Below are 25,696 nucleotides of genomic sequence, written 5' to 3'. Positions count from 1 at the left end.
GTCTCATTGTGTACATCCCGCAGACAAAATGCCAGCCCCTAAGGCTGGCATTTTTATTTCTTATGCAATACAACGCGTTATTCTCGTGCCAGAGCATCAACGGGATCCAGACGCGCTGCATTACGGGCCGGAAGCCAGCCAAACAAAATTCCGGTGGCGGTTGAACACAGGAAAGCCGTTAGCAGCGCGACAGGAGAGAAACCAATTTCCCACCCGGGCAGGAACAGCTGTAACGTAAAGGCAATTAACATCGACAAACTGATGCCGAGCGCGCCGCCCACCAGACACACCAGCACAGCCTCAATTAAGAACTGTTGTAACACATCGCTGGCCCGCGCACCCACGGCCATCCGAATACCGATTTCACGCGTACGCTCTGTCACCGATACCAGCATAATGTTCATCACACCGATCCCGCCCACCACCAGCGAAATCACCGCCACCAGCGTCAGAAAGAGCTGTAATGTACGTGTGGTTTTTTCGGCGGTTTTCAAGATGCCATCCATGTTCCAGGTGAAGAAATCTTTTTTGCCATGACGCAACGATAACAGACGGGTGAGTTGCTGCTCAGCCTGGCCGCTATCAAAACCCTCTTTTACCCGCACGGTAATAGAGTTTAACCACGATTGCCCCATGATCCGCCCTGACATGGTGCTGTATGGCAGCCAGACGCGCAGGATCTTGCTGCTGCCAAACATCGATTGTTTTTCTTCCGCGACGCCAATAACGGTGGCTGGCATATTTCCCACCAGAATAACCTCACCCACCACTTTTGCTTTGCTGGGGAACAACTGACGTCGGGTATTGCTGTCAAGCACCACCACCTGCGCCCTCCCCGCCAGCTGTTCTGCATTAAAGGTAGCGCCTTCACTAAACGTCATGCCATAGACGTTGAAGTAATCACCGCTAACGCCGTTTGCGCTGGCGGCGACATCAATATTGCCATAGCGCAGGCGTAGGTTCTTCGATACCGCAGGCGTAACGGAACTGACCCAGGGTTGCTTCTGAATCGCGACTAAATCGTCATACTTCAGCGCCTGCTGATATTGTGGGTCGTCATCACCGAAATCTTTGCCCGGATAGATATCGATAGTATTCGTACCAATCGCCCGGATGTCTGCCAGCACCAGCTGTTTTGCCGCATCGCCCACCACCACAATCGACACCACCGAAGCGATACCGATGATAATACCCAGCATTGTGAGCAGTGTACGCATCTTGTTGGCGGCCATGGCCAGCCATGCCATGGTCAATGCTTCACGAAAACCGCTGACAAACTGGCTCCAGCCAGAAGCCGTCGTCACCGTTGGTTCATCAATATCACGTCCGGCAGTGGTTTTTTGTGGTGGTGGATTACGCACAATCTCGCCATCACGAATTTCAATGACGCGTTCTGCCTGGGCGGCAACCTGGCTGTCGTGCGTGACGATAATTACCGTATGCCCGCGATCGCGTAGCTGATGCAGAATAGCCATCACCTCTTCGCCGGAGTGGCTGTCCAACGCGCCAGTGGGTTCATCGGCCAGAATAACCTGACCACCATTCATCAACGCACGCGCAATACTGACACGTTGCTGCTGACCACCGGAAAGCTGGGAAGGCTGATAATCAACCCGGTCGCCCAATCCCAGGCGCTGAAGTAATTCCTGAGCACGCGCCAGACGCTGCTTACGTTCAGTCCCGGCATACACCGCCGGGACCTCTACGTTTTGTGCCGCCGTTAAATGTGACAGCAAATGATAACGCTGGAAGATAAAGCCGAAATGCTCACGCCGCAGTTGCGCTAACGCATCGCTATCCAGTGTAGAAACATCCCGCCCCGCAACCCGATAGGTTCCACTGGTCGGCTTGTCCAGGCATCCCAGAATGTTCATCAGCGTCGATTTACCCGAGCCTGACGCCCCGACAATCGCCACCATTTCACCGGCCTGAATGCGTAAGGAAACGTCCTTTAATACCTCAACCTGTCCCTCGCCTGACGGGTAACTACGGCGGATATTGCTCAACTCAAGCAATGCCGTCATTGTGCTACTCCCGCTTTACCCTCACCGGTGATAACTTCATCACCCTCTTCCAACCCTTTCACAATCTCTACGTCGGTATCATTACGGGCACCGATGACCACCTCGCGCTCGCGGGTTTCACCATTGCGCAGCAGCCTGACGTTATAGCGGTTGTTGCCAATAGGATCGCCCAACGCCGACAGCGGGATCGTCAGTACATTTTTAACGTCTGTAAGCTGGATGTGCACCTGCGCGGTCATATCAAGGCGCAGGATCCCTTTCGGGTTAGGCACTTCGAAGCGGGCGTAGTAGAAAATGGCGTCATTCACCTTCTCAGGCGTCGGCAGGACATCTTTGAGCACGCCTTCATACCGTGTCTGCGGATCGCCCAGCACAGTGAACCAGGCTTTTTGGCCTGGCTGCAGGTGAATAACATCTGCCTCGGAGACCTGCGCTTTTACCAGCATGGTGCCCATATCTGCCAACGTCAAAATGTTGGGTGCTTGCTGGGCGGCAATCACGGTTTGCCCCTGGAGGGTGGTGATTTGCGTCACTTCACCCGCCATTGGCGCGACGATTCGCGTGTAATCGAGGTTCGTTTTTGCCGTATCAAGGGAAGCCTGATTACGCTTAATTTGTGCATCAATAGTGCCAATCTGTGCCTGCTTGACCGCCATTTCGGTCGCTGCCGTGTCGAGATCCTGCTGCGAAACCGCCTGCGTTTTCGCCAGTTGTTGCTGACGAGAAAGCGTTACGCGCGCCAGTTTCCACTCAGCTTCGGCCTGTAAACGCTGAGCCCGCAGCTCCATGAGCGTCGCTTCTACTTCTTTGATTTGGTTTTGCGCCTGCTCAGGATCGATAACGCCGAGCAACTGATCTTTTTTAACTTTATCGCCGATGGCTACTGACAGCGTTTTTAACTGCCCACTCACTTGTGCACCAACATCAACTTTGCGTAACGCATCCAGTTTCCCGGTAGCCAGCACACTTTGCTGGAGATCGCCTGGACGTACAATTAACGTTTGATACTGTGGTAGTGGCGCATTAAGCGTTCGCCAAAGTGAAATCATCGCCACAATAATGATGATGGCGAGCAGAAAATAACGTTTTTTAATTTTTCCCTTGAGCTTCATAAATGTCCCAGTGTCCCCCAATACGCCTACCAGAGTGGAGTGATAACCATCAACGATAAATTAACAGACGTTGAAAAGTGCAAAGAATAACAGAGTTATTGATGAACCGTTAAGGTCCACTGTGCTGAAATTGGTATCAGAGTATCTATTGGATTGTTATTATGAGCCAGCTAACAGAAAGCACTTTTCATTCTTCCAGACCCGCCACAAGTTTTAGTCTTTTTTGTCGTCTGACAACCGGACAATGGCGGCCAGGTAAATTTTGGCATCAACGAAGCTTTCGCCGTAAGTTTGTATGGCGCTCATTGCTGATGCCACGATTAACACGTGAATGGATGGCTGAGCTGGCGCAATGGCCGGATCTCGAAAAAATTCTCGCGATCCAACCCCGTATACCGGTTCGCCTGCATCGCGCGTATCTCGCAGTAAACCTTGACCGTAAAACAAAACTCGATGCTGTGCGTTTTCATTACAATGTTATTCGCAACGCTTTTTCATCGACAGAATTTAATGATTATTTAAGTGCCGATGGGTTACAACTGGCACAAATTGAAGGCAAAGACAGCGCAATATACACCATTATAATGTCATCATTTATTGCCCTGGATAAAGAAGGTGAAAGTACCATTCTTGTCCGTAATAGTGAGGGCGAGACATTAGCAGAAATGACCTTCACCCTGTGCAACTATGAAGGGCGCAGCGCGCTTTTTATTGGTGGCTTGCAGGGGGGTAACCGATTAATGCCGCACGAAGAAATTCAAAAAGCGACAAAATCATGCCATGGTTTGTTTCCTAAACGTATTGTAATGGAAGCTATTTGTCGTTTTGCAGAACAATTGAATATTGAACAAGTACTGGCCGTCAGCAATGACCAGCATATTTTTCGCAGCCAGCGTTACCATGATAAAAACAAGGTTATTCTTTCTGACTACAATTCATTTTGGGAGTCAGTTGGCGGCGAATGTGACAGCAATGGCTACTATCATATTCCGCGTACGCTGGCGCGTAAAAGCGAAACAGATATTGCCAGTAAGAAGCGCGCGGAATATCGCCGCCGCTATCAGTTACTCGACAGTATCCACTCGCAGTTATCAGTCATGTTCCGCCGCTAATCCGCTCGCCCGCGTGCTAACCACAGCACGCGGGAGAACATTTTCCGCAGCAACGTTGGCACCGCTTCAACACCGCGTCGCCCCGCTTCCATCGCCACTTCAATCGCCAGATCCGGTTTTGACGAGCGATGGATCGCCTTCGCTATAATTTTCCGCATATTCATCGGCACATTTTCCGGTATTTGCGCCACCCGATGAAAAACGTCCGAGAACCCCTGGCGGTACATAAAGTGTTCCATATCCAGCGCAGGTAACATGGTCAAATGCTCGCGCTCTTCCTCTTTGTCATCGTTCAGCAGGCTGCGTACCGTGGCCGCATACTTTTTCCCCGCCTCATCGCCATCGACCAACACATGCCACTCAATTCCCATCCGGCGGGCAAACTTCACCAGGGGTTTAAGCCCTGACTGGGCAAATTCAATGACTTTAATCCCTTCGGCATCAAAGTGATGCCCACACTGACGAGCCAGTTCGTTAATGACCCATGTTTCTGTTTCTCCCTCCACCAACAGCCAGCAACGGGCAAACAGTGAAGACGCCCGATTAAAACGGATATGGAAGGCAATGCGCCGCCCATCTTCCGCATTGAGTCCTCCCGGTCCCAGTCGCCAGGCCGCGACGCGGGAAGATTCTCGAACCAAACGGACCACATGTTCAACGGGCGTAAGCGATAACAGTTCACCAGAGTTGGTCGTCGTCACCCGCTGTAGGGGAAGCAGATTCAACAGTTGCCAGGCAACAGACAACATAATGGGGTGTAAGCGCGTTTCAGGATCTTCTACCAGTAGCAACGGACGAGCATCTTTATCCAGTCTTAGCGACCCTTTGGCCTGTAACAGCGTAGAAAACAGTCCCAGCAGAATCACACGGTGCGTGCGCCCTCCGGGTTTATCGATCATACGGTTGATAATATCCAGATAACGCCAGCTGCGTTGCTCGTTGTTGGAGCGTCGGCGCATCAGACGATAGCGGGATTGACCGGAACCTTGTTCTGAAAAGTAGTGCTCCAGCAGTTGAACCATAGCCGAAAGCCCCTGGCGAATCTGCCCATCTGTCAGATTCTGCGGTCGGGTGGCCAACTCACGTGCCATAAAATCCAGTTGACGCGCAGTCACTTCAACATCCGCGGAATCCGGCACCGTTCCATTACGGATGCGCCGCATAAAACGCGCATCACGTAAACGTAATACTGGCATCAAACGCACCAGATGACGCGCCTGATCGTTAATATTGTCGATGGGTAATGGGTGGCCTTCGCCATCAAGAAAACTGCGTAATGTCAGGACGCTGCCGTCATCAGCGCACTCGCCTTCCAGCCGATAAAATATACGGTGATAGTTATCATGGCACGGCGACCAGCACGCTTCTAACGGGCGATATCGACGCACACGATGGCGACCCGGTTGAGATTCACGAAATGTCAGGACAATATGCAGATGATGTTCCCGGCCCTGGATGTCACCCGGCGGGAACCAGAAATCTTCGCGGTTAAAGTGGTACAAATCCGACTCTGGCGACAACAGCAGGGTTAACGCATCCAGCAGGCTGGACTTACCCCACGCGTTTTCCCCAATCAGCACGTTGTTTTGCTCCAGCATCAACGACAGCCGATTAATACCACGAAACCCAACAATCTCAACGCGTTCGAGAATCATATAGCCTCCGGAAATGCTCACTTTTTCCTTCAAGTTATCAGGAGTATAACGGTAAGCGGGCGCTCAGAACACCCGATATCATCCGCAGATAAATCGAAAGAGTTAAGAATATTCTCTTTAAAAATTACTTTTGAATATAATTTCAGACGTCAATCATCAGACTTCTGATAACTGAACTATGCTTTATTCACCTGAACTCCAAAAAGGATTCGCATCACATTGCCTTAAATCAAATTTTTTTATTAATTTAAGTGGCGAAGGGATGAGATTTTTTTCTAGAATAAGCGCGTTTTAATCATCGTCCCTTTTAGCGATGAAATACCGGGATAGAAAAACTAACCCGGAACTTTTAATTGAGGTGGTTATGTTCAGGAAATTAGCAGCCGAATTCTTCGGCACGTTTTGGCTTGTTTTTGGTGGGTGTGGTAGTGCCGTTCTGGCCGCGGCTTTCCCGGAGTTAGGTATTGGGTTTGCCGGTGTCGCCCTGGCCTTTGGTCTGACAGTATTAACCATGGCATTCGCTGTGGGTCATATTTCAGGTGGCCATTTTAACCCTGCAGTGACATTCGGTTTATGGGCTGGTGGTCGCTTCCCGGCGAAAGACGTTATTGGTTATGTTATTGCTCAGGTTGTGGGCGGCATTGTAGCAGCAGCAGTACTTTATCTTATTGCCAGCGGCAAAGCCGGTTTTGATGCAGCAGCCAGTGGCTTCGCCTCAAACGGTTACGGTGAGCATTCACCTGGCGGGTATTCCATGCTTTCTGCCATCGTAATTGAAATCGTCCTGACCGCAGGTTTCTTATTAGTGATCCACGGTGCGACCGATAAACATGCTCCGGCAGGTTTTGCGCCAATTGCCATCGGTCTTGCATTAACGTTGATTCACCTGATCAGTATCCCGGTCACCAATACATCCGTAAACCCGGCTCGTAGTACTGCGGTTGCTATCTTCCAGGGTGGCTGGGCATTACAACAGCTTTGGTTATTCTGGGTTATGCCGATTATCGGCGGGATCGTCGGCGGTCTTATTTACCGCACCCTGCTGGAAAAACGCGATTAATCGCTAACAACAAGGCCTGATGAATTGTCAGGCCTTTTTTTCCTCGCTATATTTCCTTTTATTTGCAACTTTACTCCCCTCTTTGCTTTCAGTAGTGTGTATATCCGTCATACTTCAAGTTGCAGATGTGTTGACTGCGCTCGCTCCCCCCAGTTACGTACTTATGTACGCTCCCGGGGATTCACTCCCTTGCCGCCTTCCTGCAACTTGAATTATTTAGGTTATAGTTGTGCATTTCGTCTTACTTCTCAGCAAGGATCGGGGTTTCATGTTCTCAGGGCTGTTAATCATTCTGGTACCCCTTATTGTGGGTTACCTCATTCCGCTGCGACACAGAGCCGCATTAAAACTTATCAATCGGCTGTTGAGTTGGATCGTCTACCTTATTCTCTTTTTTATGGGGATCAGTCTGGCGTTTCTGGATAATCTCGCCAGTAATCTGTTATCCATTCTTTATTATTCTGCCGTTAGTGTGACGGTCATTCTGCTATGTAATATCGCAGCGCTGCTGTGGCTGGAGCGCTCACTCCCCTGGCGACACAGCCACCAGCAAGAGAAGCTCCCCTCCCGGATCGCGATGGCGCTTGAGTCGCTACAGCTTTGCGGCGTCGTGGTGCTGGGTTTTCTGTTGGGTCTTAGCGGATTGTCGATGCTGCAGCACGCGACCGAAGCCAGCGAATATACGCTGATCTTTTTATTATTCCTGGTCGGGATCCAACTGCGAAACAGCGGTATGACATTAAAGCAGATTGTACTGAACCGTCGGGGCATGATTGTTGCCGTGGTCGTGGTGGCCAGTTCTCTGCTGGGCGGCGTCATCAATGCGCTGATCCTCGGCCTGCCGTTGAAAACAGCACTGGCGATGGCATCGGGTTTTGGCTGGTATTCCCTGTCAGGCATTCTGTTGACCGAATCATTCGGTCCAGTAATTGGCAGCGCCGCCTTCTTTAACGACCTGGCGCGTGAGTTGATTGCCATTATGCTGATCCCTGGACTGGCGGTCCGCAGCCGTTCAACCGCATTGGGTCTTTGCGGGGCGACGTCAATGGATTTCACGCTGCCCGTGTTACAACGCAGTGGCGGTCTGGAGATGGTTCCCGCAGCCATTGTGCACGGCTTTATTCTGAGTCTGTTAGTGCCACTGTTAATGGCCTTTTTCTCCGCCTGATACACAGACAAATACCTCTCTGGCGGTAGTCAGCTACCGCCAAAATTGCGCTAAATCAATCTCCCTGCAAGTTGTAGCAGAAATCCCTTTAATCCCTTCGCGCGCAGGCATAACCTTAAACATGTATATCAAATATAACTTTAAAAGGTGTGACCATGTTTTGTGTGCAATGTGAACAAACCATCCGTACTCCGGCAGGAAACGGCTGCTCTTACGCGCAGGGTATGTGCGGTAAAACGGCTGAAACCTCCGATCTGCAGGATCTGCTGATTGCTGCCCTACAAGGTCTGTCTGCATGGGCTGTGAAAGCACGTGAATACGGCATCATCGACCATGAGGTTGATAACTTTGCGCCGCGTGCATTCTTCTCCACGCTGACCAACGTGAACTTCGATTCCCCGCGTATTGTTGGCTATGCTCGTGAAGCTATCGCCATGCGCGATGCACTGAAAGCGCAATGCCTGAACATTGATGCTAACGCAACTGTTGAAAACCCGATGGCCGACCTGCAACTGGTCAGCGACGATCTGGGCGACCTGCAACGTCAGGCCGCTGAATTTACTCCGAACAAAGACAAAGCGACCATCGGCGAGAATATCCTCGGCCTGCGTCTGCTGTGTCTGTACGGTCTGAAAGGTGCGGCAGCTTACATGGAGCACGCACACGTTCTCGGCCAGTACGACAACGATATCTACGCTCAGTACCACAAAATCATGGCGTGGCTGGGTACCTGGCCTTCCGATATGAATGCTCTGCTGGAGTGTTCAATGGAAATCGGCCAGATGAACTTTAAAGTGATGAGCATTCTGGATGCCGGTGAAACCACGAAATACGGTCACCCGACCCCAACCCAGGTCAACGTGAAAGCAACCGAAGGTAAGTGCATTCTGATCTCCGGTCACGACCTGAAAGATTTGTACAACCTGCTTGAGCAGACTGAAGGCACCGGTGTTAACGTTTATACCCACGGTGAAATGCTGCCGGCGCACGGCTACCCGGAGCTGCGTAAGTTCAAACACCTGATCGGTAACTACGGCAGCGGCTGGCAGAACCAGCAGGTTGAATTTGCTCGCTTCCCTGGCCCAATCGTCATGACCTCTAACTGCATCATCGACCCAACCGTTGGCGCATATGATGACCGCATCTGGACCCGTAGCATCGTCGGTTGGCCGGGTGTGAGCCACCTCGAAGGTGATGACTTCGGTCCGGTTATTGCTCAGGCGCAGCAGATGGCTGGCTTCCCGTACAGCGAAATTCCGCATCTGATCACCGTTGGTTTCGGTCGTCAGACGCTGCTGGGTGCAGCTGATACCCTGATTGACCTGGTGAGCCGTGAAAAACTACGTCACATCTTCCTGGTTGGCGGCTGCGACGGCGCACGTGGTGAACGTAACTACTTCACCGATTTCGCCACCAGCGTACCGGATGACTGCCTGATCCTGACTCTGGCCTGTGGTAAATACCGTTTCAACAAACTGGAATTCGGCGATATCGAAGGTCTGCCGCGTCTGGTCGATGCCGGTCAGTGTAACGATGCCTACTCTGCCATTATCCTGGCGGTCACGCTGGCGGAGAAACTGGGTTGTGGCGTGAACGATCTGCCGCTGTCTCTGGTGCTCTCATGGTTCGAACAGAAAGCGATTGTTATTCTGCTGACCCTGCTGTCGCTGGGCGTGAAAAACATCGTGACTGGCCCGACTGCGCCTGGCTTCTTCACGCCAGATCTGCTGGCAGTTCTCAACGAGAAATTTGGTCTGCGTTCCGTGACCACCGTTGAAGAAGACATGAAGCAACTGCTGAGCGCGTAAGGAGTAAAGAATGACAATGCCAACTCATCAGTGCCCATGGCGGATGCAGGTTCATCACATCCATCAGGAAACGCCGGATGTATGGACAATTTCGTTGCTGTGCCACGACTATTATCCGTACCGCGCCGGGCAGTATGCACTGGTCAGCGTACGTAATTCAGCGGACACGCTGCGTGCTTACACCATTTCTTCAACGCCGGGCGTTAGCGAATACATTACGCTGACCATCCGCCGCATTGACGAGGGTGCAGGTTCGCAGTGGCTGACCCGTGACGTGAAGCGCGGCGACTACATCTGGCTGTCCGATGCCATGGGTGAATTTACCTGTGAAGATAAAGCAGAAGACAAGTTCCTGATGCTGGCTGCCGGCTGTGGCGTAACGCCAATCATGTCGATGCGTCGCTGGTTGGCGAAGTACCGTCCACAAGCCGACGTGCAGGTGATTTTCAACGTTCGCTCGCCAGAAGATGTCATCTTTGCCGATGAATGGCGTGAATATCCGGTGACATTAGTCGCTGAAAACAATGCCACTCAGGGTTTTGTTTCCGGCCGACTGACCACCGAACTGCTGAAGAACGTCCCGGATCTGACCTCGCGTACCGTGATGACCTGTGGCCCGGCACCGTATATGGATCTGGTCGAAAAAGAAGTGAAAGCGCTTGGCGTAACACGCTTCTTTAAAGAGCAGTTCTTCACACCTGTTGCCGAAGCCGCCACCAGTGGTCTGAAATTCACCAAGCTGCAACCCGCACAAGAGTTCTATGCGCCGGTGGGCACGACGCTACTGGAAGCACTGGAAAGCAACAAGGTTCCGGTCGTTGCCGCATGCCGTGCAGGCGTTTGCGGCTGCTGCAAAACCAAAGTGGTTGACGGTAACTACACGGTCAGCAGCACCATGACGCTGACCGATGCGGAAATTGCGGAAGGTTACGTTCTGGCTTGTTCCTGTCATCCGCAGGGTGATCTGGTACTTGCGTAAAGAGTCATTGCCGGATGGCATACTTATCCGGCCTACAAGAACCGTTGTAGGCCGGACGGAGTATTAATACCGTCATCCGGTCATTTATCACCGCCAGGCTGAATTGCCGCCCAGGGCATATTTTCCCGCGCCCAGGAACGCCACCGCCATCGCGCCAACAAAAAAGTACACCAGACTTTCAATCGCCCATGCACCGGTTTTATCCAGTGTCCAGGTTTCGCCCATCCCGACCATCAGCCATGCCACAACCATCGTAAACGCCAGCCCTAATGCCGCCGGGCGTGTCAGGATCCCAAGAATAATCAGACACGGCGCTACAACCTCTCCCAGCAGAACGCCGTACGCAATAAAGCCCGGGAAACCTTTCGCTATCAGCATGCCGCTGATGCCATCAATACCCGCGAACAGTTTATGCAGCCCATGAAACAGCATCAGTCCACCGACAGCAAGGCGTAACAAAAACTTGCCAAAATCTTCGTGAGCCAGTACCCGGTTAACTGTATTTAATAGTTTTATAACCATTTGAATTTATTCCTTGTTTCACCATGTGCAATTAACAAACTACGCTTAATACAGATTAAATGAAACCTGCCGGAAATAAGGGGTAATGAGAAGCATAACGATTATCTTCATCTAAACTTGTAACCGGTATCACATTAGAGGAGAAGGAAAACCATGAAACAAACGGTTGCCGCTTTTATTGCTAAAACACTCGAACAAGCTGGCGTTAAACGTATTTGGGGTGTGACGGGAGACTCGCTCAATGGCCTTAGTGACAGTCTGAATCGTATGGGCACGATTGACTGGATGCCAACCCGCCATGAAGAGGTTGCCGCTTTTGCCGCGGGCGCTGAAGCGCAGTTGACGGGCGAACTGGCCGTCTGTGCCGGCTCGTGTGGGCCAGGCAACCTGCACCTGATCAACGGCCTGTTTGATTGCCACCGCAACCATGTCCCGGTGCTGGCGATTGCCGCGCATATTCCCTCCAGTGAGATAGGCAGCGGTTATTTTCAGGAGACCCACCCGCAGGAGTTGTTCCGCGAATGTAGCCACTATTGCGAGCTGGTTTCCAGCCCTGAGCAGATCCCCCAGGTGCTGGCTATAGCTATGCGTAAAGCGGTGCTCAACCGTGGCGTCTCCGTGGTGGTATTACCCGGCGACGTGGCGCTGAAGCCCGCCCCTGAAAGCGCCACCACGCACTGGTATCATGCGCCGCTCCCGGTAGTCACCCCGGAAGAAGAAGAGCTGAGAAAACTGGCGCAACTGCTGCGCTACTCCAGCAATATCGCCCTGATGTGCGGCAGCGGCTGTGCCGGTGCGCATAAAGAGCTGGTTGAGTTTGCGGCTAAAATCAAAGCCCCGATTGTTCACGCCCTGCGTGGGAAAGAGCATGTTGAGTACGACAACCCGTACGACGTGGGTATGACCGGGTTAATTGGCTTTTCATCCGGCTTCCATACCATGATGAATGCCGACACGCTGGTTTTGCTCGGCACCCAGTTCCCCTATCGCCCGTTCTACCCCTCTGATGCCAAAATTATTCAGATTGATATCAATCCCGCAAGCATTGGCGCACACAGCAAAGTGGATATGGCGCTGGTAGGCGATATTAAATCCACCCTCCGCGCCCTGCTGCCGTTGGTGGAAGAAAAAACCGAGCGACAGTTCCTGGATAAAGCGCTGGAACACTATCGCGAGGCGCGTAAAGGGCTGGATGATTTAGCCAAACCCAGTGATAAAGCCATTCACCCGCAGTATCTGGCACAGCAAATCAGCCACTTTGCCGCTGACGACGCCATCTTCACCTGCGACGTGGGCACGCCAACGGTTTGGGCGGCACGCTATCTGAAAATGAACGGCAAACGCCGCCTGATTGGATCCTTTAACCATGGGTCGATGGCCAATGCCATGCCGCAGGCGCTCGGCGCACAAGCGACCGAACCGGGACGCCAGGTCGTCGCAATGTGCGGTGACGGCGGCTTTAGCATGCTGATGGGCGATTTTCTGTCGGTGGTACAAATGAAGTTACCGGTGAAGATTATTGTCTTCAACAACAGCGTACTGGGATTTGTGGCGATGGAGATGAAGGCTGGCGGTTATCTGACCGACGGCACCGAACTGCACGACACGAATTTCGCGCGGATTGCCGAGGCCTGTGGCATCACGGGCATTCGAGTGGAGAAATCCTCAGAGGTTGATGAGGCGCTGCAACGCGCCATGTCAATCGATGGTCCGGTTCTGGTCGATGTCGTTGTGGCGAAAGAAGAGCTGGCAATCCCGCCGCAGATCAAGCTCGAACAAGCCAAAGGTTTTAGCCTGTATATGCTGCGCGCAATCATCAGCGGACGCGGTGATGAAGTGATCGAACTGGCGAAAACTAACTGGCTCAGGTAAAACATCCTTATTAAACCACACACAAAATCATTCATGATGCATCAAGGCGGCAAGCCCGAAAATCCCCAGGAGCATAGGAATACTATGTGACTGGGGTTTGAGGGTGAGGCCAACGCCGAGGCAGCTTGAAGGATGAAGTGTAATAAGGAGATACCATGATTGATTTACGCAGTGATACCGTCACCCGACCCAGTCGCGCCATGCTCGAAGAGATGATGGCCGCCCCGGTCGGGGACGACGTCTACGGTGATGACCCTACCGTTAATGCCCTCCAGCAATACGCAGCCGAGCTTTCTGGCAAAGAAGCCGCAATTTTCTTACCTACCGGCACTCAGGCGAACCTGGTGGCCCTGCTCAGCCATTGTCAGCGCGGCGAAGAGTATATCGCCGGTCAGGGCGCGCATAACTATCTCTACGAAGCGGGTGGCGCAGCGGTGCTTGGTAGCATTCAACCGCAACCCATTGATGCCGCTCCGGATGGCTCCCTGCCGCTGGACAAAGTTGCAGCAAAAATCAAAGCAGACGATATCCATTTTGCCCGCACCCGTCTGCTCAGCCTGGAAAACACGCATAACGGCAAAGTGCTGCCACGCGAGTATCTGAAAGAGGCCTGGGAATTCACCCGGGAGCGCAATCTTGCCCTGCACGTCGACGGTGCGCGTATTTTTAACGCCATCGTCGCCTATGGCTGTGAGCTTAAAGATGTCACGCAATACTGCGACTCATTCACCATTTGTCTTTCCAAAGGTCTGGGAACGCCGGTAGGCTCGCTGCTGGTCGGCAGCCACGAGTACATTAAGCGTGCCATTCGCTGGCGCAAAATGACCGGCGGCGGAATGCGCCAGGCGGGCATTCTGGCGGCGGCCGGATTGTATGCGCTGAAAAATAACGTGGCGCGTTTGCAGGAAGACCATGACAACGCAGCCTGGATGGCTGAACAACTGCGCGAAGCAGGGGCGGACGTCATGCGCCACGACACCAACATGCTGTTTGTTCGTGTTGGCGAAGAGCACGCTGCCGCGCTGGGCGAATACATGAAAGCACAAGGCGTGCTGATTAACGCCTCGCCGATTGTGCGCCTGGTGATGCATCTGGACGTATCACGTGAACAACTTGCTGAAGTCGTCGCCCACTGGCGCGCTTTTTTAACCCGCTAAGGAGATGGGCGTGCCGCAACGGATTTTGGTTCTTGGCGCCAGTGGCTACATTGGTCAGCATTTGGTACAGGCGCTCAGTCAGCAAGGGCATCAGGTGTTGGCTGCGGCACGTCGCATTGAACGACTGGAAAAGCAGCAACTGGCCAACGTCAGTTGCCATAAGGTCGATTTGAATTGGCCAGATAACCTTACGCCGTTGCTGACCGGCGTTGATACGGTTTATTACCTGGTCCATGGCATGGGTGAAGGCGGTGATTTTATCGCCCACGAACGTCAGGTGGCGATGAACGTGCGCGATGCGCTGCGTAATACACCGGTCAATCAGCTTATTTTCCTGAGCTCATTACAGGCTCCCCGGCATGAACAATCCGATCATCTGCGTGCGCGGCAAATAACCGCTGACACCTTGCGTGAATCAGGCGTGCCGATGACGGAATTGCGTGCGGGCATTATCGTGGGGGCAGGTTCTGCTGCCTTTGAAGTGATGCGCGACATGGTCTACAACCTGCCGGTACTCACCCCTCCGCGCTGGGTGCGCTCACGTACCACACCCATCGCGCTGGAGAATTTGATGTACTACCTGGTGGCGTTGTTAGACCATCCCACACAACATAACCGCGTACTCGAAGCCGCCGGACCGCAGGTGTTGAGCTATCAGGAGCAGTTCGAACATTTTATGGCGGTCAGCGGTAAACATCGCCTGCTGATCCCCATTCCCTTTCCTACCCGCTGGATTTCGGTCTGGTTTTTAAACGTCATAACGTCGGTGCCGCCGACCACGGCCAAAGCGCTGATCCAGGGCCTGAAACACGACCTGTTAGCCGATGATACCGAATTACGTGCGCTGATCCCGCAAAAGCTGATTGCCTTTGATGACGCGGTGCGCAGCACGTTGAAGGAAGAAGAAAAGCTGGTCAATTCCAGCGACTGGGGTTACGACGCGCAGGCGTTTGCCCGCTGGCGTCCTGAATATGGCTATTTCGCCAAACAGGCTGGCTTTAGCGTCGAAACCTCCGCCAGCAAAAAAGCGTTGTGGCAGGTCGTGAACCGGCTCGGCGGCAAAGAAGGCTACTTCTTTGGCAACATTTTGTGGAAAACGCGTGCGGCGTTAGATCTGCTGGTCGGCCATAAGCTGGCAAAAGGCCGACCACAACACCCGCTATTACAGGTTGGCGATACTGTCGATAGCTGGAAAGTTATCATTGTTGAACCCGAGAAACAGCTGACGCTGCTGTTTGGAATGAAAGCGCCTGGTTTGGGTCGCCTGAGCTTCACACTGGAAGATAAAGGCGATCACCGACGCATTGATGTACGCGCCTGGTGGCATCCGCACGGCATGCCTGGCCTCTTCTACTGGCTGTTGATGATCCCCGCCCACCTGTTCATTTTCAGAGGGATGGCGAAGCGTATTGCCAAACTTGCAGAACAAATCACAGACTAATGCGAAAAAGAGACTGTATTCTTTCATGTTTCCCATTGCATACAGACGTAATTCACGGAAGAATGCGCACGACGTTTTTTAAACACAGTGGATTGATATGAAGGTACTGGTTACCGGAGCCACCAGCGGCTTAGGCCGAAACGCGGTTGAGTTTTTATGCAGCAGAGGCGTCAGCGTCAGAGCGACCGGTCGCAACGAAGCGATGGGCAAACTGCTGGAAAAAATGGGCGCAGAATTTGTACATGCCGATTTGACCGAGCTGGTTTCTTCGCAGGCAAAAGTGATGCTTGCCGGCATCGACACGCTGTGGCACTGCTCCAGTTTTACCTCACCGTGGGGAACTCAGGAAGCCTTCGATCTGGCCAACGTTCGCGCTACTCGCCGCCTGGGCGAGTGGGCCGTGGCCTGGGGCGTGCGTAACTTCATTCATATCTCCTCGCCGTCGCTCTATTTTGATTATCACCACCATCGCGATATCAAAGAGGACTTTCGTCCGCACCGCTTCGCCAATGAATTTGCCCGCAGCAAAGCAGCTGGCGAAGACGTGATCGCGTTGCTGGCGCAGGCCAACCCGCAGACGCGTTTTACGGTATTGCGTCCGCAAAGCCTGTTCGGGCCACACGATAAGGTCTTTATCCCGCGCCTGGCCCATATGATGTACCACTATGGCAGCATCCTGTTGCCGCACGGCGGAAGTGCGCTGGTGGATATGACCTACTACGAAAATGCAGTGCACGCGATGTGGCTGGCAAGTCAGCAAGCCTGCGATAAGCTGCCTTCAGGTCGCGCGTACAACATTACCAACGGCGAGCATCGCACTCTGCGCAGCATTGTGCAGAAGCTCATCGACGAGCTGAATATTGATTGTCGGATCCGCTCAGTTCCCTACCCGATGTTGGACATGATTGCCCGCAGCATGGAGCGTTTGGGCAATAAATCGGCAAAAGAGCCAAAGCTGACGCATTACGGCGTCTCGAAGCTAAATTTTGATTTTACGCTGGATACTACCCGCGCTCAGGAAGAGTTGGGTTATAAGCCCATTGTGACGCTGGATGCAGGGATTGAACGTACCGCGGCCTGGCTGCGCGACCACGGTAAGCTGCCGCGTTAACCATTGCCGGATGGCGGCGCAAGCGCCTTATCCGGCCTACAAAAAACCAGCCCAAATTAGCCGTAGGCCTGATAAGCGAAGCGCCATCAGGCATTGGTGTTCTGCGTTAACCCTGCCCGTATTTTTCCAGTAACGCTTCGGCAATCGCCTGAGTTTCTGCGTCCGCCACGCCGTTCCACAACGTGGGGCGGAAGTGCATCTGGAAGGCCATAATCACCCGCTGCTGTTCGCGCGGCGTCATATCAGATTTTATCTCATAGCCGTAACGCGACAGCAGATCGAGTAAAGATTCGGTTGCTACCGGCGTATGAGGCGCTCGCCCGGCAAGATAAAACGCCACACGCTGAGCATCCGGCCACGCGCCAATGCCCTGTTCGGCCAGCACTTTCCATGGGAAAAGCGGTCCGGGATCGTCCTTACGTTGTGGCGCGATGTCCGCATGGGCTACCACGTTCTGCGGTTTTATGTCGTAGCGGGCGATAATATCTTTCGCCAATGGGATCAGCGCCTGAATCTGCGCGGGCTCAAACGGCGCAAAATACTTGCTGCCCGCTGATTTTTGCCAGCCGCGGTTTTCCAGCTCAATGCCAATCGAGGTATCGTTAATACGCGTAGCGCCACGCCAGAAGCTAATCCCCGCATGCCAGGCCAGATCTTTTTCCGGCACCAGTTGCCAGATACGCGGTTTGCCGTGGTAGAGCGGCGGCACAGCCGGGATCAGATAGTGCGAGCTGACGTTTTTATCGGTCAGCGTAGCCAGAGAAGAATCAAAATCATCGGCCGTGTAATGGATAACCAGCACTTTAATACGCGGGTAAGCAGCCTGCGCCTGACGGCGGGTATCTAACTGATATCCTTCTTTGTCGACAATCCCTTTTTCGCCAGCGCATCCCACCAACAGCAGCGTAAATACCAGCAGACACAACAGACGCTTCATCGGCGGGTTTTCACCGCCGTGCCGCTGACGCTCACCATCAGCATACTGCCGTCTTTGCCCACGGTTTCGTAATCAATATCAATACCGACCACCGCGTCAGCACCCAGCGCTTTCGCCTGTTCGCCCAACTCCTGGAAAGCAATTTCACGCGCTTTACGCAGCTCTTTTTCATACGCGCCGGAGCGACCGCCGACAATATCGCGAATGCCGGCGAAAAAATCGCGGAAGATATTCGCGCCTAAAATGGCTTCGCCAGTAACAACACCGCAGTATTCCACGATGCTCTGCCCTTCCAGCGTTGGGGTAGTCGAAAACTGCATGGTTAATCTCCTTTTTGCGCTAAGAGCACGATCTCAAAAGCATTATCGAACCGATCCACTATCATTGAAAGGATATATTCTATCAACGTAGAACACTAATAGTAGAAAGCTAATAAGGAAATCATTATGCGCTACTCGAAACTCTCTCTGCTGGTTCCCTGTGCACTCCTTCTCAGCGCCTGTACTACCGTGACGCCGGTTTATAAAGATAACGGCACGCGTAGCGGTTCATGCGTAGAAGGCGGGCCAGACAGCGTGGCTCAACAATTCTATGATTACCGTATTCAGCATCGAAACAACGATCTTACCCCCCTTCGTCCATACCTCAGCGACAACCTGGCTAAACTGCTGAACGATGCCAGCCGTGATAACGCGCATCGCGCTCTGTTTAACAGCGATCCGTTTTCCAGTCGTGCCACATTACCAGATAGCGCCAGCGTCGCCAGCGCATCAACCATTCCGAATAGTGATGCACGCAATATTCCGCTGCGCGTAGAGCTTAAACAAGGCGATCAGAGCTGGCGCGATGAAGTGCTAATGATCCGCGAAGGCCAGTGCTGGGTGATCGATGATGTGCGTTATCTGGGCGGCAGCGTACACGCGCCAGCCGGGACGCTGCGCCAGTCTGTCGAAAACCGCTAACCGCCCCATTCACCGTCAAAATCATAAACCCCTTAAATTGTCTGGCATTCTGCATAGAATGCCGACAATTATTCTTGCCCACTGGTAGCCCCGCTATTTTGTGCTATGTTTAGAGAAGAATGCGGTTTGCATTTAACTTTTAACGCATAAATATTGCATAACTATTCTGTCAAAGGTAGTATCTGCGGCTTCAATAGCTATCAGACTGCCAGTATCGAGTGTCAATGAGTATTCAATTAAACGGCATTAACTGCTTCTACGGCGCACATCAGGCGCTGTTCGATATCACGCTGGATTGCCCTCAGGGTGAAACACTGGTGTTACTTGGCCCAAGTGGAGCCGGGAAAAGCTCGCTACTGCGCGTACTCAACCTGCTTGAGATGCCGCGCTCGGGCACGCTCTCTATTGCGGGTAACCGTTTCGACTTCACGAAAACCCCGTCAGATAAAGCCATTCGGGATCTGCGTCAAAACGTGGGCATGGTCTTTCAGCAATATAATCTTTGGCCGCATCTCACGGTGGTGCAGAACCTGATTGAAGCGCCCTGCCGCGTACTGGGTCTGACAAAAGAGCAGGCGATGGCGCGCGCCGAGAAACTGCTGGAACGTCTGCGCCTGAAGCCATACAGCGATCGCTATCCGCTGCATCTCTCCGGCGGCCAGCAACAGCGTGTGGCTATTGCCCGCGCGTTGATGATGGAGCCACAGGTATTGCTGTTTGATGAGCCTACCGCAGCGCTTGATCCGGAAATTACCGCCCAAATCGTCAGCATCATTCGTGAGCTGGCAGAAACCAATATTACTCAGGTGATCGTCACCCACGAAGTGGAAGTTGCTCGTAAAACGGCCAGTCGCGTGGTGTACATGGAAAACGGTCATATCGTCGAGTTTGGGGATGCGAGCTGCTTTGCCAACCCGCAAACCGAAGCGTTTAAAAACTATCTTTCTCACTAAGATTCGGGACAATACAATGAAAAAAGTTCTGATTGCCGCGCTAATCGCAGGTTTTAGCCTTTCCGCTACCGCAGCCCAAACCATTCGTTTCGCCACCGAAGCGTCTTATCCTCCATTTGAATCGATCGATGCTAACAACAAGATCGTAGGCTTTGACGTTGATCTGGCGAATGCGCTATGTAAAGAGATTGACGCCACATGTACCTTCACCAATCAGGCCTTCGACAGCCTGATCCCGAGCCTGAAATTCCGTCGTTTTGACGCGGTGATGGCCGGTATGGACATCACGCCTGAACGTGAAAAACAGGTTCTGTTCACCACCCCGTATTACGACAACTCTGCGCTGTTTGTTGGCCAACAGGGTAAATACACCAGCATTGAGCAGCTGAAAGGCAAAAAAGTCGGTGTTCAAAACGGTACTACGCACCAGAAATTCATCATGGATAAACATCCGGAAGTGACTACCGTGCCGTATGACAGTTATCAGAATGCCAAACTCGATCTGCAAAACGGTCGTATTGACGGCGTCTTTGGTGATACCGCAGTAGTAACGGAATGGCTGAAAGACAATCCGAAACTGGCCGCGGTTGGCGACAAAGTCACGGATAAAGATTACTTCGGTACCGGTCTGGGCATTGCTGTGCGCCAGGGCAATACCGAGCTGCAGCAGAAATTTAACGCTGCGCTGGAAAAAGTGAAGAAAGATGGGACTTACGAGACCATCTACAACAAATGGTTCCAGAAGTAATATTTGATGAATGAATTTTTTCCTTTAGCAAGCGCCGCCGGGATGACCGTCGGCCTTGCCGTTTGTGCGCTGATCATCGGCCTCGCGCTCGCCATGTTTTTTGCCGTCTGGGAGTCCGTAAAATGGCGTCCAGTGGCATGGGCAGGTTCAGCGCTGGTCACCATTCTGCGCGGGTTACCAGAAATTCTGGTGGTTCTGTTTATCTATTTCGGCTCCTCACAGTTGCTACTGACGCTGGCCGATGGCTTTACGATCAATCTCGGATTTGTACAAATTCCGGTGCAGATGCAGATCGAAAACTTCGACGTCAGCCCGTTCCTGTGCGGTGTGATTGCGCTGTCATTGCTGTATGCCGCTTACGCGTCGCAAACGCTGCGTGGCGCGCTGAAGGCCGTACCACTCGGGCAATGGGAGTCAGGTCAGGCATTAGGTTTATCTAAAACCGCGATTTTCTTTCGCCTGGTGATGCCGCAAATGTGGCGTCACGCGCTGCCGGGGCTCGGTAACCAGTGGCTGGTATTGCTGAAAGATACCGCGCTGGTCAGCCTTATCAGCGTGAACGATCTGATGCTGCAAACCAAGAGCATCGCTACCCGTACCCAGGAACCCTTTACCTGGTACATTGTGGCGGCCGCTATTTACCTGGTGATTACACTGGTGAGTCAGTACATTCTCAAACGCATTGACCTGCGCGCGACACGTTTTGAGCGGAGACCGGGCTGATGCTTGAGTATTTACCTGAATTGTTGAAAGGGCTGCATACCAGCCTGACGCTGACGGTCGCCTCCATCGTAGTTGCTCTGGTGTTGGCGCTGATTTTCACTGTCATCCTGACGCTTAAGACGCCGATTGTGGTCTGGCTGGTTCGCGCCTATATCACGTTGTTTACCGGTACACCGCTGCTGGTGCAAATTTTCCTGATCTACTACGGACCCGGCCAGTTCCCTGCGCTGCAGGAATATCCGGTGCTCTGGCATTTGCTGTCCGAACCGTGGCTGTGCGCGTTAATCGCGCTGTCCTTAAACAGTGCGGCCTATACCACGCAACTGTTTTACGGTGCGATTCGAGCAATCCCGGAAGGCCAGTGGCAGTCCTGTGGTGCGCTGGGGATGAGCAAGAAGGATACGCTGGCCATTCTGCTGCCGTACGCCTTTAAACGCGCCCTCTCCTCGTATTCCAACGAAGTGGTGCTGGTGTTTAAAAGTACCTCACTGGCATACACCATCACGCTGATGGAAGTTATGGGCTATAGCCAGTTGCTGTACGGTCGCACTTATGACGTGATGGTTTTCGGCGCAGCCGGCGTGATTTACCTGATCGTCAACGGCTTGCTGACGCTGATGATGCGCTTAATCGAACGTAAAGCGCTGGCGTTTGAACACCGTAATTAAGCCAAATAACTGCATAAACTGAAAAACACAAGACGGGCAAGTGTCACAATTGCCCGTCTTTTTTTATGCCAAAAAAATATTTAATCATTTTTATTGCATACAAATTCATTAAATGGCATTGTTAATCCACGCCGCAGACACGGTAAATAATCATAAGATTGACAGACGGGAGTTCCACCATGAAAAAGTTAGTACTGGCCGCATTACTTGCTACTTTCGCCGCTGGCGCCTCAGCTGCAGATAAAATTAATTTCGGTGTATCAGCGACTTACCCGCCATTTGAGTCGCTGGACGCCAGCAATAAAATTGTCGGTTTTGACATCGACCTGGCAACGGCACTGTGCAAACAAATGCAGGCAGACTGTACTTTCACCAATCACGCTTTCGATAGCCTGATCCCCGCGCTGAAATTCAAGAAATATGATGCGGTGATTTCCGGCATGGACATCACGCCTGAACGTAGCAAGCAGGTTTCCTTCACCCAGCCGTACTATGCCAACTCAGCGCTGGTAATTGCGAAGAAAGACACCTATAAAAGCTTTGATGATCTGAAAGGCAAACGTATTGGGATGGAAAACGGCACCACGCACCAGAAATACCTGCAGGACAAACATCCTGAAGTAAAAACCGTGGCCTACGACAGCTATCAGAATGCGATTATCGACCTGAAAAATGGCCGTATTGATGGCGTATTTGGCGACACTGCCGTCGTCAATGAGTGGCTGAAAACTAATCCACAGTTAGGTACTGCAACGGCAAAAGTCACCGATCCGCAATACTTTGGTACGGGTCTTGGCATTGCTGTTCGCCCGGATAACAAAGCACTGCTGGAAAAACTGAACAGTGCGCTGGCCGCCATCAAAGCGGACGGCACGTACCAGAAAATCAGTGACCAGTGGTTCCCACAGTAACCTCAGTTTTATTTAAAAAGCCGCGACCAGCGGCTTTTTTATAGCTATTTTCCCATGCGGGATACAACGTGAACACCTGACCTCACCAACAATGTTGGCCACGCCATCAGTCCGTTGTGCTCATAGGGGTACAAAAAACAAAGCCCGGTTTCCCGGGCCTTGAAGACGCAAAACAGATCAATTGTAAGCATTGAGCGTCCGCTGACACAGTGCCGAGCGAACGCAATCATCTTTGTTGAATCGAACGATCCCAATCATGTCATCTTCTTCGAAACGGGCCAGCGCATCGCTTAGCCCTGAACGAACATGAGCGGGGAGATCGCACTGGGTAATATCCCCATTCACAATCACCGTCACATTCTCTCCGAGGCGGGTCAAAAACATCTTCATTTGCGCAGCAGTCACATTCTGAGCCTCATCCAGAATAACAACAGCATTTTCAAATGTACGTCCCCGCATATACGCGAACGGCGCGATTTCTACCTTACCAATCTCAGGTCGCAGGCAATATTGCATAAAGGAGGCTCCCAGACGTTTTACCAGCACGTCATAAACCGGACGAAAATAGGGAGCGAACTTCTCGGAGACATCCCCAGGTAAGAAGCCGAGGTCTTCATCAGCTTGCAGAACTGGACGGGTTACAATGATCCTGTCCACATCTTTGTGGATCAGGGCTTCTGCTGCTTTCGCCGCGCTGATCCAGGTTTTACCACACCCGGCTTCACCGGTGGCGAAGATCAGCTGCTTGCTCTCGATAGCATTCAGGTAGTGCGCCTGAGCTTCATTTCGCGCCGTGATCGGTGTGGCGTCGCGGCTATCACGCGCCATACCAATCGCTTCTACGCCGCCCATCTGCACAAGCGAGGTGACCGATTCATCTTCGCGCTGTTTATGGCTACGCGAATCCCGCCTCAGCACACGTTTTGCTTCGCGACGAGCTTTGATCACTGCTTTTTGTCTTCCCATGGATAGCACCTTGAGTTGTAGGTATACATCACACGCGCCGTTGGCGGCACGATTATGCGCACGAACATCTGAGGGTTGGCTTCCTTGTAAGCCATTGCCTGCCTTCGGATAAGACGCCATACACGGCTACGCGCACCGTACAGGGTGTCAGTTACAAGGATAAGAAGTGAAAGGGAGAGAGATTTAACGGTGACGAGATGGCTACCGGAAGAGAAACGTCCGCGTAAGGGACTGCAATAACGTTGAAAAACATGTCCAGTACAGGACTTTTCCATTCGCGATCTCCATAGTGAACGACTATCACCGCCGGGAACTACCGCTATTACTTATAATTACATCATAACCCTTCGTTAATGCAACAATATTTTTACTTATTGTTAACTTAATTTCATCTTATCGCCAGCAACAGTCTCTTGCAGAGAGATGACAGAATTATTTCAGTCGCCGCCGATCATGAAAAATAATTTTTTCATTCATCAGAGTGTCAGGAAATGCCCCGCCGCACTGCGGGGCACAATCATCATGCTTCGAGCAGGGCCTGTCCCAGATAATGGTCTGCAGTTTTGACGCCCGGCAAGGCAAAGAAGTATCCCCCACCAATAGGTTTGACATACTCCTCAAGCGCTTCACCGTTCAGGCGTTTCTGCACCGTCAAAAACCCTTTTTCCAGGTCGTGCTGATAGCAAACAAACAACAGTCCCATATCCAGTTGACCAGAATTGGTCACGCCGAGCGAATAGCTGTAGCCACGGCGCATCATCAAACTGGAGTCAGTCTCTTTGGTGCGCGGATTTGCCAGACGGATATGGCTGTCGAGTGCAATTACCTCGCCTTCGGGATCGTTGGCGTAATCCGGCACATCATGCTCGTGCTGCATACCCAGCGGTGCGCCGGTATGTTTATCGCGGCCGAAAATCGTTTGCTGCTCTTTAAGCGGCGTACGGTCCCAGAATTCCACGCGGAACTGGATGAGCCTGACGGCCTGATAGCTACCATCTTGTGCCCATGCCGGTTCCCCCTGCTCCGCAGTGACCCACACCACGTTTTGCATCAGCGTTGCATTGGCTGCGTCGGGATTCGCGGTTCCATCCTTAAATCCCAGCAAATTGACAGGTGTCTCTTTACCTTTACTGCGTGCGGCGTGGTCGGAAATAAACCCTTCCCGCTTCCAGCGCACGCTGAGCAGATCAGGCGTGTGCTTAATGATATCGCGCAGCGCATGGATAACGGTGTCCTGCGTGTTGGCGCAAATCTGCAACAGCAAATCGCCATGACATAACGCAGCATCCAGTGAGTCATTCGGAAAACGCGTCATTTTTTGCAGTTTTTTCGGCATCTGTGCTTTCAGATCATAGCGATCATCAAACAGTGAAGATCCAACCGACAGCGTCATCGTCAGATTATCCGGCGCTATGTATGCCCCAAGAATACCGGAATCCATTGGCGGTAAACGTGGATTCGGCGTTTCTGGTGCCGGCCCACCGGTGGTTAGAAACGCAAACCGGCTGGTTAGTAAACGAAACAGACGCTCAAGATCAGCCTTATCACTGGCGAGCACATCAAACGCCACCAGCATCATTGAGGCTTGCTGCGGCGTCAGGATCCCGGCCTGGTGCTGGCCATAAAACGGTTGTTGTTCACTGCGTGCATCAGGTGACAGTGTTCCCGGCGCGCTTTGCGTTTTTTGCGCGTGAGCGACCGGGCATCCACCCGCCAGCGCCAGCGCCCCACCCAGGGCGCCCATCCCTTTCAGTAAACGTCGGCGTGACGGTTCGCTCACGCCGTTTTCATTATCTTGCTGCATAGT

Annotated in this window: 23 protein-coding genes; 15 read left to right on the top strand and 8 right to left on the bottom strand. The window is 52.4% G+C overall.

The window, feature by feature from the left end:
- Window positions 1–77: 77 nt before the first annotated feature.
- Window positions 78–2,024, bottom strand: coding sequence for a macrolide ABC transporter ATP-binding protein/permease MacB (macB, locus tag AL515_RS10045; RefSeq protein WP_061067665.1), 1,947 nt, complete (start codon window positions 2,022–2,024; stop codon window positions 78–80).
- Window positions 2,021–3,136: a macrolide transporter subunit MacA gene (gene macA / locus AL515_RS10040; RefSeq protein ID WP_048212058.1), complete on the bottom strand. Its 1,116-nt coding sequence runs from the start codon at window positions 3,134–3,136 to the stop codon at window positions 2,021–2,023. The genes macB and macA overlap by 4 nt, the downstream gene beginning before the upstream one ends.
- Window positions 3,137–3,297: 161 nt before the next feature.
- Here macA and AL515_RS10035 point away from each other — a divergent pair, with 161 nt between their 5' ends.
- On the top strand, window positions 3,298–4,248 hold the full coding sequence (locus AL515_RS10035) for a VirK/YbjX family protein (protein ID WP_048212059.1): 951 nt from the start codon (window positions 3,298–3,300) through the stop codon (window positions 4,246–4,248).
- Here the strand turns inward: AL515_RS10035 and AL515_RS10030 are convergent.
- Complete coding sequence (locus AL515_RS10030; protein ID WP_048212060.1) at window positions 4,245–5,903, bottom strand: ATP-dependent endonuclease; 1,659 nt, start codon at window positions 5,901–5,903, stop codon at window positions 4,245–4,247. The genes AL515_RS10035 and AL515_RS10030 overlap by 4 nt on opposite strands.
- 364 nt (window positions 5,904–6,267) lie before the next feature.
- Between AL515_RS10030 and aqpZ the strand changes: the two genes are divergently transcribed.
- The 4 genes from aqpZ to hcr all read left to right on the top strand — a co-directional run bounded on the left by aqpZ (window position 6,268) and on the right by hcr (window position 10,918).
- Entirely contained in the window at window positions 6,268–6,963 is a 696-nt protein-coding gene (gene aqpZ, locus AL515_RS10025) for an aquaporin Z (RefSeq protein WP_048212061.1), read from the top strand.
- A gap of 268 nt (window positions 6,964–7,231) precedes the next feature.
- Window positions 7,232–8,131 (top strand): lysine exporter LysO family protein, encoded by a 900-nt coding sequence (locus tag AL515_RS10020; RefSeq protein WP_048212062.1) that lies wholly within the window; start codon window positions 7,232–7,234, stop codon window positions 8,129–8,131.
- Window positions 8,132–8,286: 155 nt separating this feature from the next.
- Window positions 8,287–9,939, top strand: coding sequence for a hydroxylamine reductase (hcp, locus tag AL515_RS10015; protein ID WP_048212063.1), 1,653 nt, complete (start codon window positions 8,287–8,289; stop codon window positions 9,937–9,939).
- A gap of 10 nt (window positions 9,940–9,949) precedes the next feature.
- Window positions 9,950–10,918, top strand: coding sequence for an NADH oxidoreductase (gene hcr, locus AL515_RS10010; RefSeq protein ID WP_048212064.1), 969 nt, complete (start codon window positions 9,950–9,952; stop codon window positions 10,916–10,918).
- 87 nt (window positions 10,919–11,005) lie between these two features.
- Here hcr and AL515_RS10005 read toward each other — a convergent pair whose 3' ends face one another.
- Window positions 11,006–11,440: a DoxX family protein gene (locus tag AL515_RS10005; protein ID WP_048212065.1), complete on the bottom strand. Its 435-nt coding sequence runs from the start codon at window positions 11,438–11,440 to the stop codon at window positions 11,006–11,008.
- A gap of 153 nt (window positions 11,441–11,593) precedes the next feature.
- Between AL515_RS10005 and poxB the strand changes: the two genes are divergently transcribed.
- The 4 genes from poxB to AL515_RS09985 all read left to right on the top strand — a co-directional run bounded on the left by poxB (window position 11,594) and on the right by AL515_RS09985 (window position 17,021).
- Window positions 11,594–13,312 (top strand): ubiquinone-dependent pyruvate dehydrogenase, encoded by a 1,719-nt coding sequence (poxB, locus tag AL515_RS10000; protein WP_048212066.1) that lies wholly within the window; start codon window positions 11,594–11,596, stop codon window positions 13,310–13,312.
- A gap of 155 nt (window positions 13,313–13,467) precedes the next feature.
- Window positions 13,468–14,469, top strand: coding sequence for a low-specificity L-threonine aldolase (gene ltaE / locus AL515_RS09995; RefSeq protein ID WP_061067664.1), 1,002 nt, complete (start codon window positions 13,468–13,470; stop codon window positions 14,467–14,469).
- Window positions 14,470–14,479: 10 nt separating this feature from the next.
- The gene (locus AL515_RS09990; RefSeq protein WP_061068810.1) at window positions 14,480–15,910 is read left to right on the top strand and encodes an SDR family oxidoreductase; all 1,431 of its coding nucleotides are present in this window, start codon (window positions 14,480–14,482) and stop codon (window positions 15,908–15,910) included.
- Window positions 15,911–16,007: 97 nt separating this feature from the next.
- Window positions 16,008–17,021 (top strand): NAD-dependent epimerase/dehydratase family protein, encoded by a 1,014-nt coding sequence (locus AL515_RS09985; protein ID WP_061067663.1) that lies wholly within the window; start codon window positions 16,008–16,010, stop codon window positions 17,019–17,021.
- Window positions 17,022–17,127: 106 nt separating this feature from the next.
- On the opposite strand, the gene AL515_RS09980 is transcribed toward AL515_RS09985, so the two are convergent.
- On the bottom strand, window positions 17,128–17,958 hold the full coding sequence (locus AL515_RS09980) for an N-acetylmuramoyl-L-alanine amidase (RefSeq protein ID WP_061067662.1): 831 nt from the start codon (window positions 17,956–17,958) through the stop codon (window positions 17,128–17,130).
- Window positions 17,955–18,278 (bottom strand): heavy metal-binding domain-containing protein, encoded by a 324-nt coding sequence (locus AL515_RS09975; RefSeq protein WP_001160725.1) that lies wholly within the window; start codon window positions 18,276–18,278, stop codon window positions 17,955–17,957. Before AL515_RS09975 ends, AL515_RS09980 begins: the two co-directional genes overlap by 4 nt.
- A 126-nt stretch (window positions 18,279–18,404) precedes the next feature.
- Between AL515_RS09975 and AL515_RS09970 the strand changes: the two genes are divergently transcribed.
- The 6 genes from AL515_RS09970 (at window position 18,405) to artJ (ending at window position 22,923) form a co-directional block, all read left to right on the top strand.
- A complete protein-coding gene (locus AL515_RS09970) occupies window positions 18,405–18,920 on the top strand; it encodes a lipoprotein (RefSeq protein WP_061067661.1) in 516 nt (171 codons plus the stop codon).
- Window positions 18,921–19,144: 224 nt separating this feature from the next.
- Complete coding sequence (gene artP / locus AL515_RS09965; protein WP_003027295.1) at window positions 19,145–19,873, top strand: arginine ABC transporter ATP-binding protein ArtP; 729 nt, start codon at window positions 19,145–19,147, stop codon at window positions 19,871–19,873.
- Between the two features lie 16 nt (window positions 19,874–19,889).
- Window positions 19,890–20,621 carry an arginine ABC transporter substrate-binding protein ArtI gene (gene artI / locus AL515_RS09960; protein ID WP_048212071.1) on the top strand — a complete coding sequence of 244 codons (732 nt, stop codon included), beginning with the start codon at window positions 19,890–19,892 and terminating at the stop codon, window positions 20,619–20,621.
- Between the two features lie 6 nt (window positions 20,622–20,627).
- Window positions 20,628–21,344, top strand: a complete 717-nt coding sequence (gene artQ / locus AL515_RS09955) for an arginine ABC transporter permease ArtQ (protein WP_040231854.1) — start codon at window positions 20,628–20,630, stop codon at window positions 21,342–21,344.
- A complete protein-coding gene (gene artM / locus AL515_RS09950) occupies window positions 21,344–22,012 on the top strand; it encodes an arginine ABC transporter permease ArtM (RefSeq protein ID WP_061067660.1) in 669 nt (222 codons plus the stop codon). Before artQ ends, artM begins: the two co-directional genes overlap by 1 nt.
- Window positions 22,013–22,191: 179 nt before the next feature.
- Complete coding sequence (artJ, locus tag AL515_RS09945) at window positions 22,192–22,923, top strand: arginine ABC transporter substrate-binding protein ArtJ (protein WP_048212074.1); 732 nt, start codon at window positions 22,192–22,194, stop codon at window positions 22,921–22,923.
- Between the two features lie 177 nt (window positions 22,924–23,100).
- Here the strand turns inward: artJ and phoH are convergent, their stop codons facing one another.
- Entirely contained in the window at window positions 23,101–23,889 is a 789-nt protein-coding gene (gene phoH, locus AL515_RS09940; protein ID WP_005122110.1) for a phosphate starvation-inducible protein PhoH, read from the bottom strand.
- A 520-nt stretch (window positions 23,890–24,409) separates the two neighbouring features.
- Window positions 24,410–25,693: an iron uptake transporter deferrochelatase/peroxidase subunit gene (gene efeB, locus AL515_RS09935; RefSeq protein ID WP_061067659.1), complete on the bottom strand. Its 1,284-nt coding sequence runs from the start codon at window positions 25,691–25,693 to the stop codon at window positions 24,410–24,412.
- Between the last annotated feature and the right edge of the window lie 3 nt (window positions 25,694–25,696).

Source organism: Citrobacter sp. FDAARGOS_156, assembly GCF_001559235.2.
Taxonomy (GTDB): domain Bacteria; phylum Pseudomonadota; class Gammaproteobacteria; order Enterobacterales; family Enterobacteriaceae; genus Citrobacter; species Citrobacter youngae.
This window is presented reverse-complemented; position numbering and strand designations above follow the sequence as displayed.

Excerpts from the sequence above, each read along its gene's own strand:
- macB (WP_061067665.1), bottom strand. The coding sequence starts at position 2,024 with ATGACGGCATTGCTTGAGTTGAGCAATATCCGCCGTAGTTACCCGTCA.
- macA (WP_048212058.1), bottom strand. The coding sequence starts at position 3,136 with ATGAAGCTCAAGGGAAAAATTAAAAAACGTTATTTTCTGCTCGCCATC.
- AL515_RS10035 (WP_048212059.1), top strand. The coding sequence starts at position 3,298 with ATGAGCCAGCTAACAGAAAGCACTTTTCATTCTTCCAGACCCGCCACA.
- AL515_RS10030 (WP_048212060.1), bottom strand. The coding sequence starts at position 5,903 with ATGATTCTCGAACGCGTTGAGATTGTTGGGTTTCGTGGTATTAATCGG.
- aqpZ (WP_048212061.1), top strand. The coding sequence starts at position 6,268 with ATGTTCAGGAAATTAGCAGCCGAATTCTTCGGCACGTTTTGGCTTGTT.
- AL515_RS10020 (WP_048212062.1), top strand. The coding sequence starts at position 7,232 with ATGTTCTCAGGGCTGTTAATCATTCTGGTACCCCTTATTGTGGGTTAC.
- hcp (WP_048212063.1), top strand. The coding sequence starts at position 8,287 with ATGTTTTGTGTGCAATGTGAACAAACCATCCGTACTCCGGCAGGAAAC.
- hcr (WP_048212064.1), top strand. The coding sequence starts at position 9,950 with ATGACAATGCCAACTCATCAGTGCCCATGGCGGATGCAGGTTCATCAC.
- AL515_RS10005 (WP_048212065.1), bottom strand. The coding sequence starts at position 11,440 with ATGGTTATAAAACTATTAAATACAGTTAACCGGGTACTGGCTCACGAA.
- poxB (WP_048212066.1), top strand. The coding sequence starts at position 11,594 with ATGAAACAAACGGTTGCCGCTTTTATTGCTAAAACACTCGAACAAGCT.
- ltaE (WP_061067664.1), top strand. The coding sequence starts at position 13,468 with ATGATTGATTTACGCAGTGATACCGTCACCCGACCCAGTCGCGCCATG.
- AL515_RS09985 (WP_061067663.1), top strand. The coding sequence starts at position 16,008 with ATGAAGGTACTGGTTACCGGAGCCACCAGCGGCTTAGGCCGAAACGCG.
- AL515_RS09980 (WP_061067662.1), bottom strand. The coding sequence starts at position 17,958 with ATGAAGCGTCTGTTGTGTCTGCTGGTATTTACGCTGCTGTTGGTGGGA.
- AL515_RS09975 (WP_001160725.1), bottom strand. The coding sequence starts at position 18,278 with ATGCAGTTTTCGACTACCCCAACGCTGGAAGGGCAGAGCATCGTGGAA.
- AL515_RS09970 (WP_061067661.1), top strand. The coding sequence starts at position 18,405 with ATGCGCTACTCGAAACTCTCTCTGCTGGTTCCCTGTGCACTCCTTCTC.
- artP (WP_003027295.1), top strand. The coding sequence starts at position 19,145 with ATGAGTATTCAATTAAACGGCATTAACTGCTTCTACGGCGCACATCAG.
- artI (WP_048212071.1), top strand. The coding sequence starts at position 19,890 with ATGAAAAAAGTTCTGATTGCCGCGCTAATCGCAGGTTTTAGCCTTTCC.
- artQ (WP_040231854.1), top strand. The coding sequence starts at position 20,628 with ATGAATGAATTTTTTCCTTTAGCAAGCGCCGCCGGGATGACCGTCGGC.
- artM (WP_061067660.1), top strand. The coding sequence starts at position 21,344 with ATGCTTGAGTATTTACCTGAATTGTTGAAAGGGCTGCATACCAGCCTG.
- artJ (WP_048212074.1), top strand. The coding sequence starts at position 22,192 with ATGAAAAAGTTAGTACTGGCCGCATTACTTGCTACTTTCGCCGCTGGC.
- phoH (WP_005122110.1), bottom strand. The coding sequence starts at position 23,889 with ATGGGAAGACAAAAAGCAGTGATCAAAGCTCGTCGCGAAGCAAAACGT.
- efeB (WP_061067659.1), bottom strand. The coding sequence starts at position 25,693 with ATGCAGCAAGATAATGAAAACGGCGTGAGCGAACCGTCACGCCGACGT.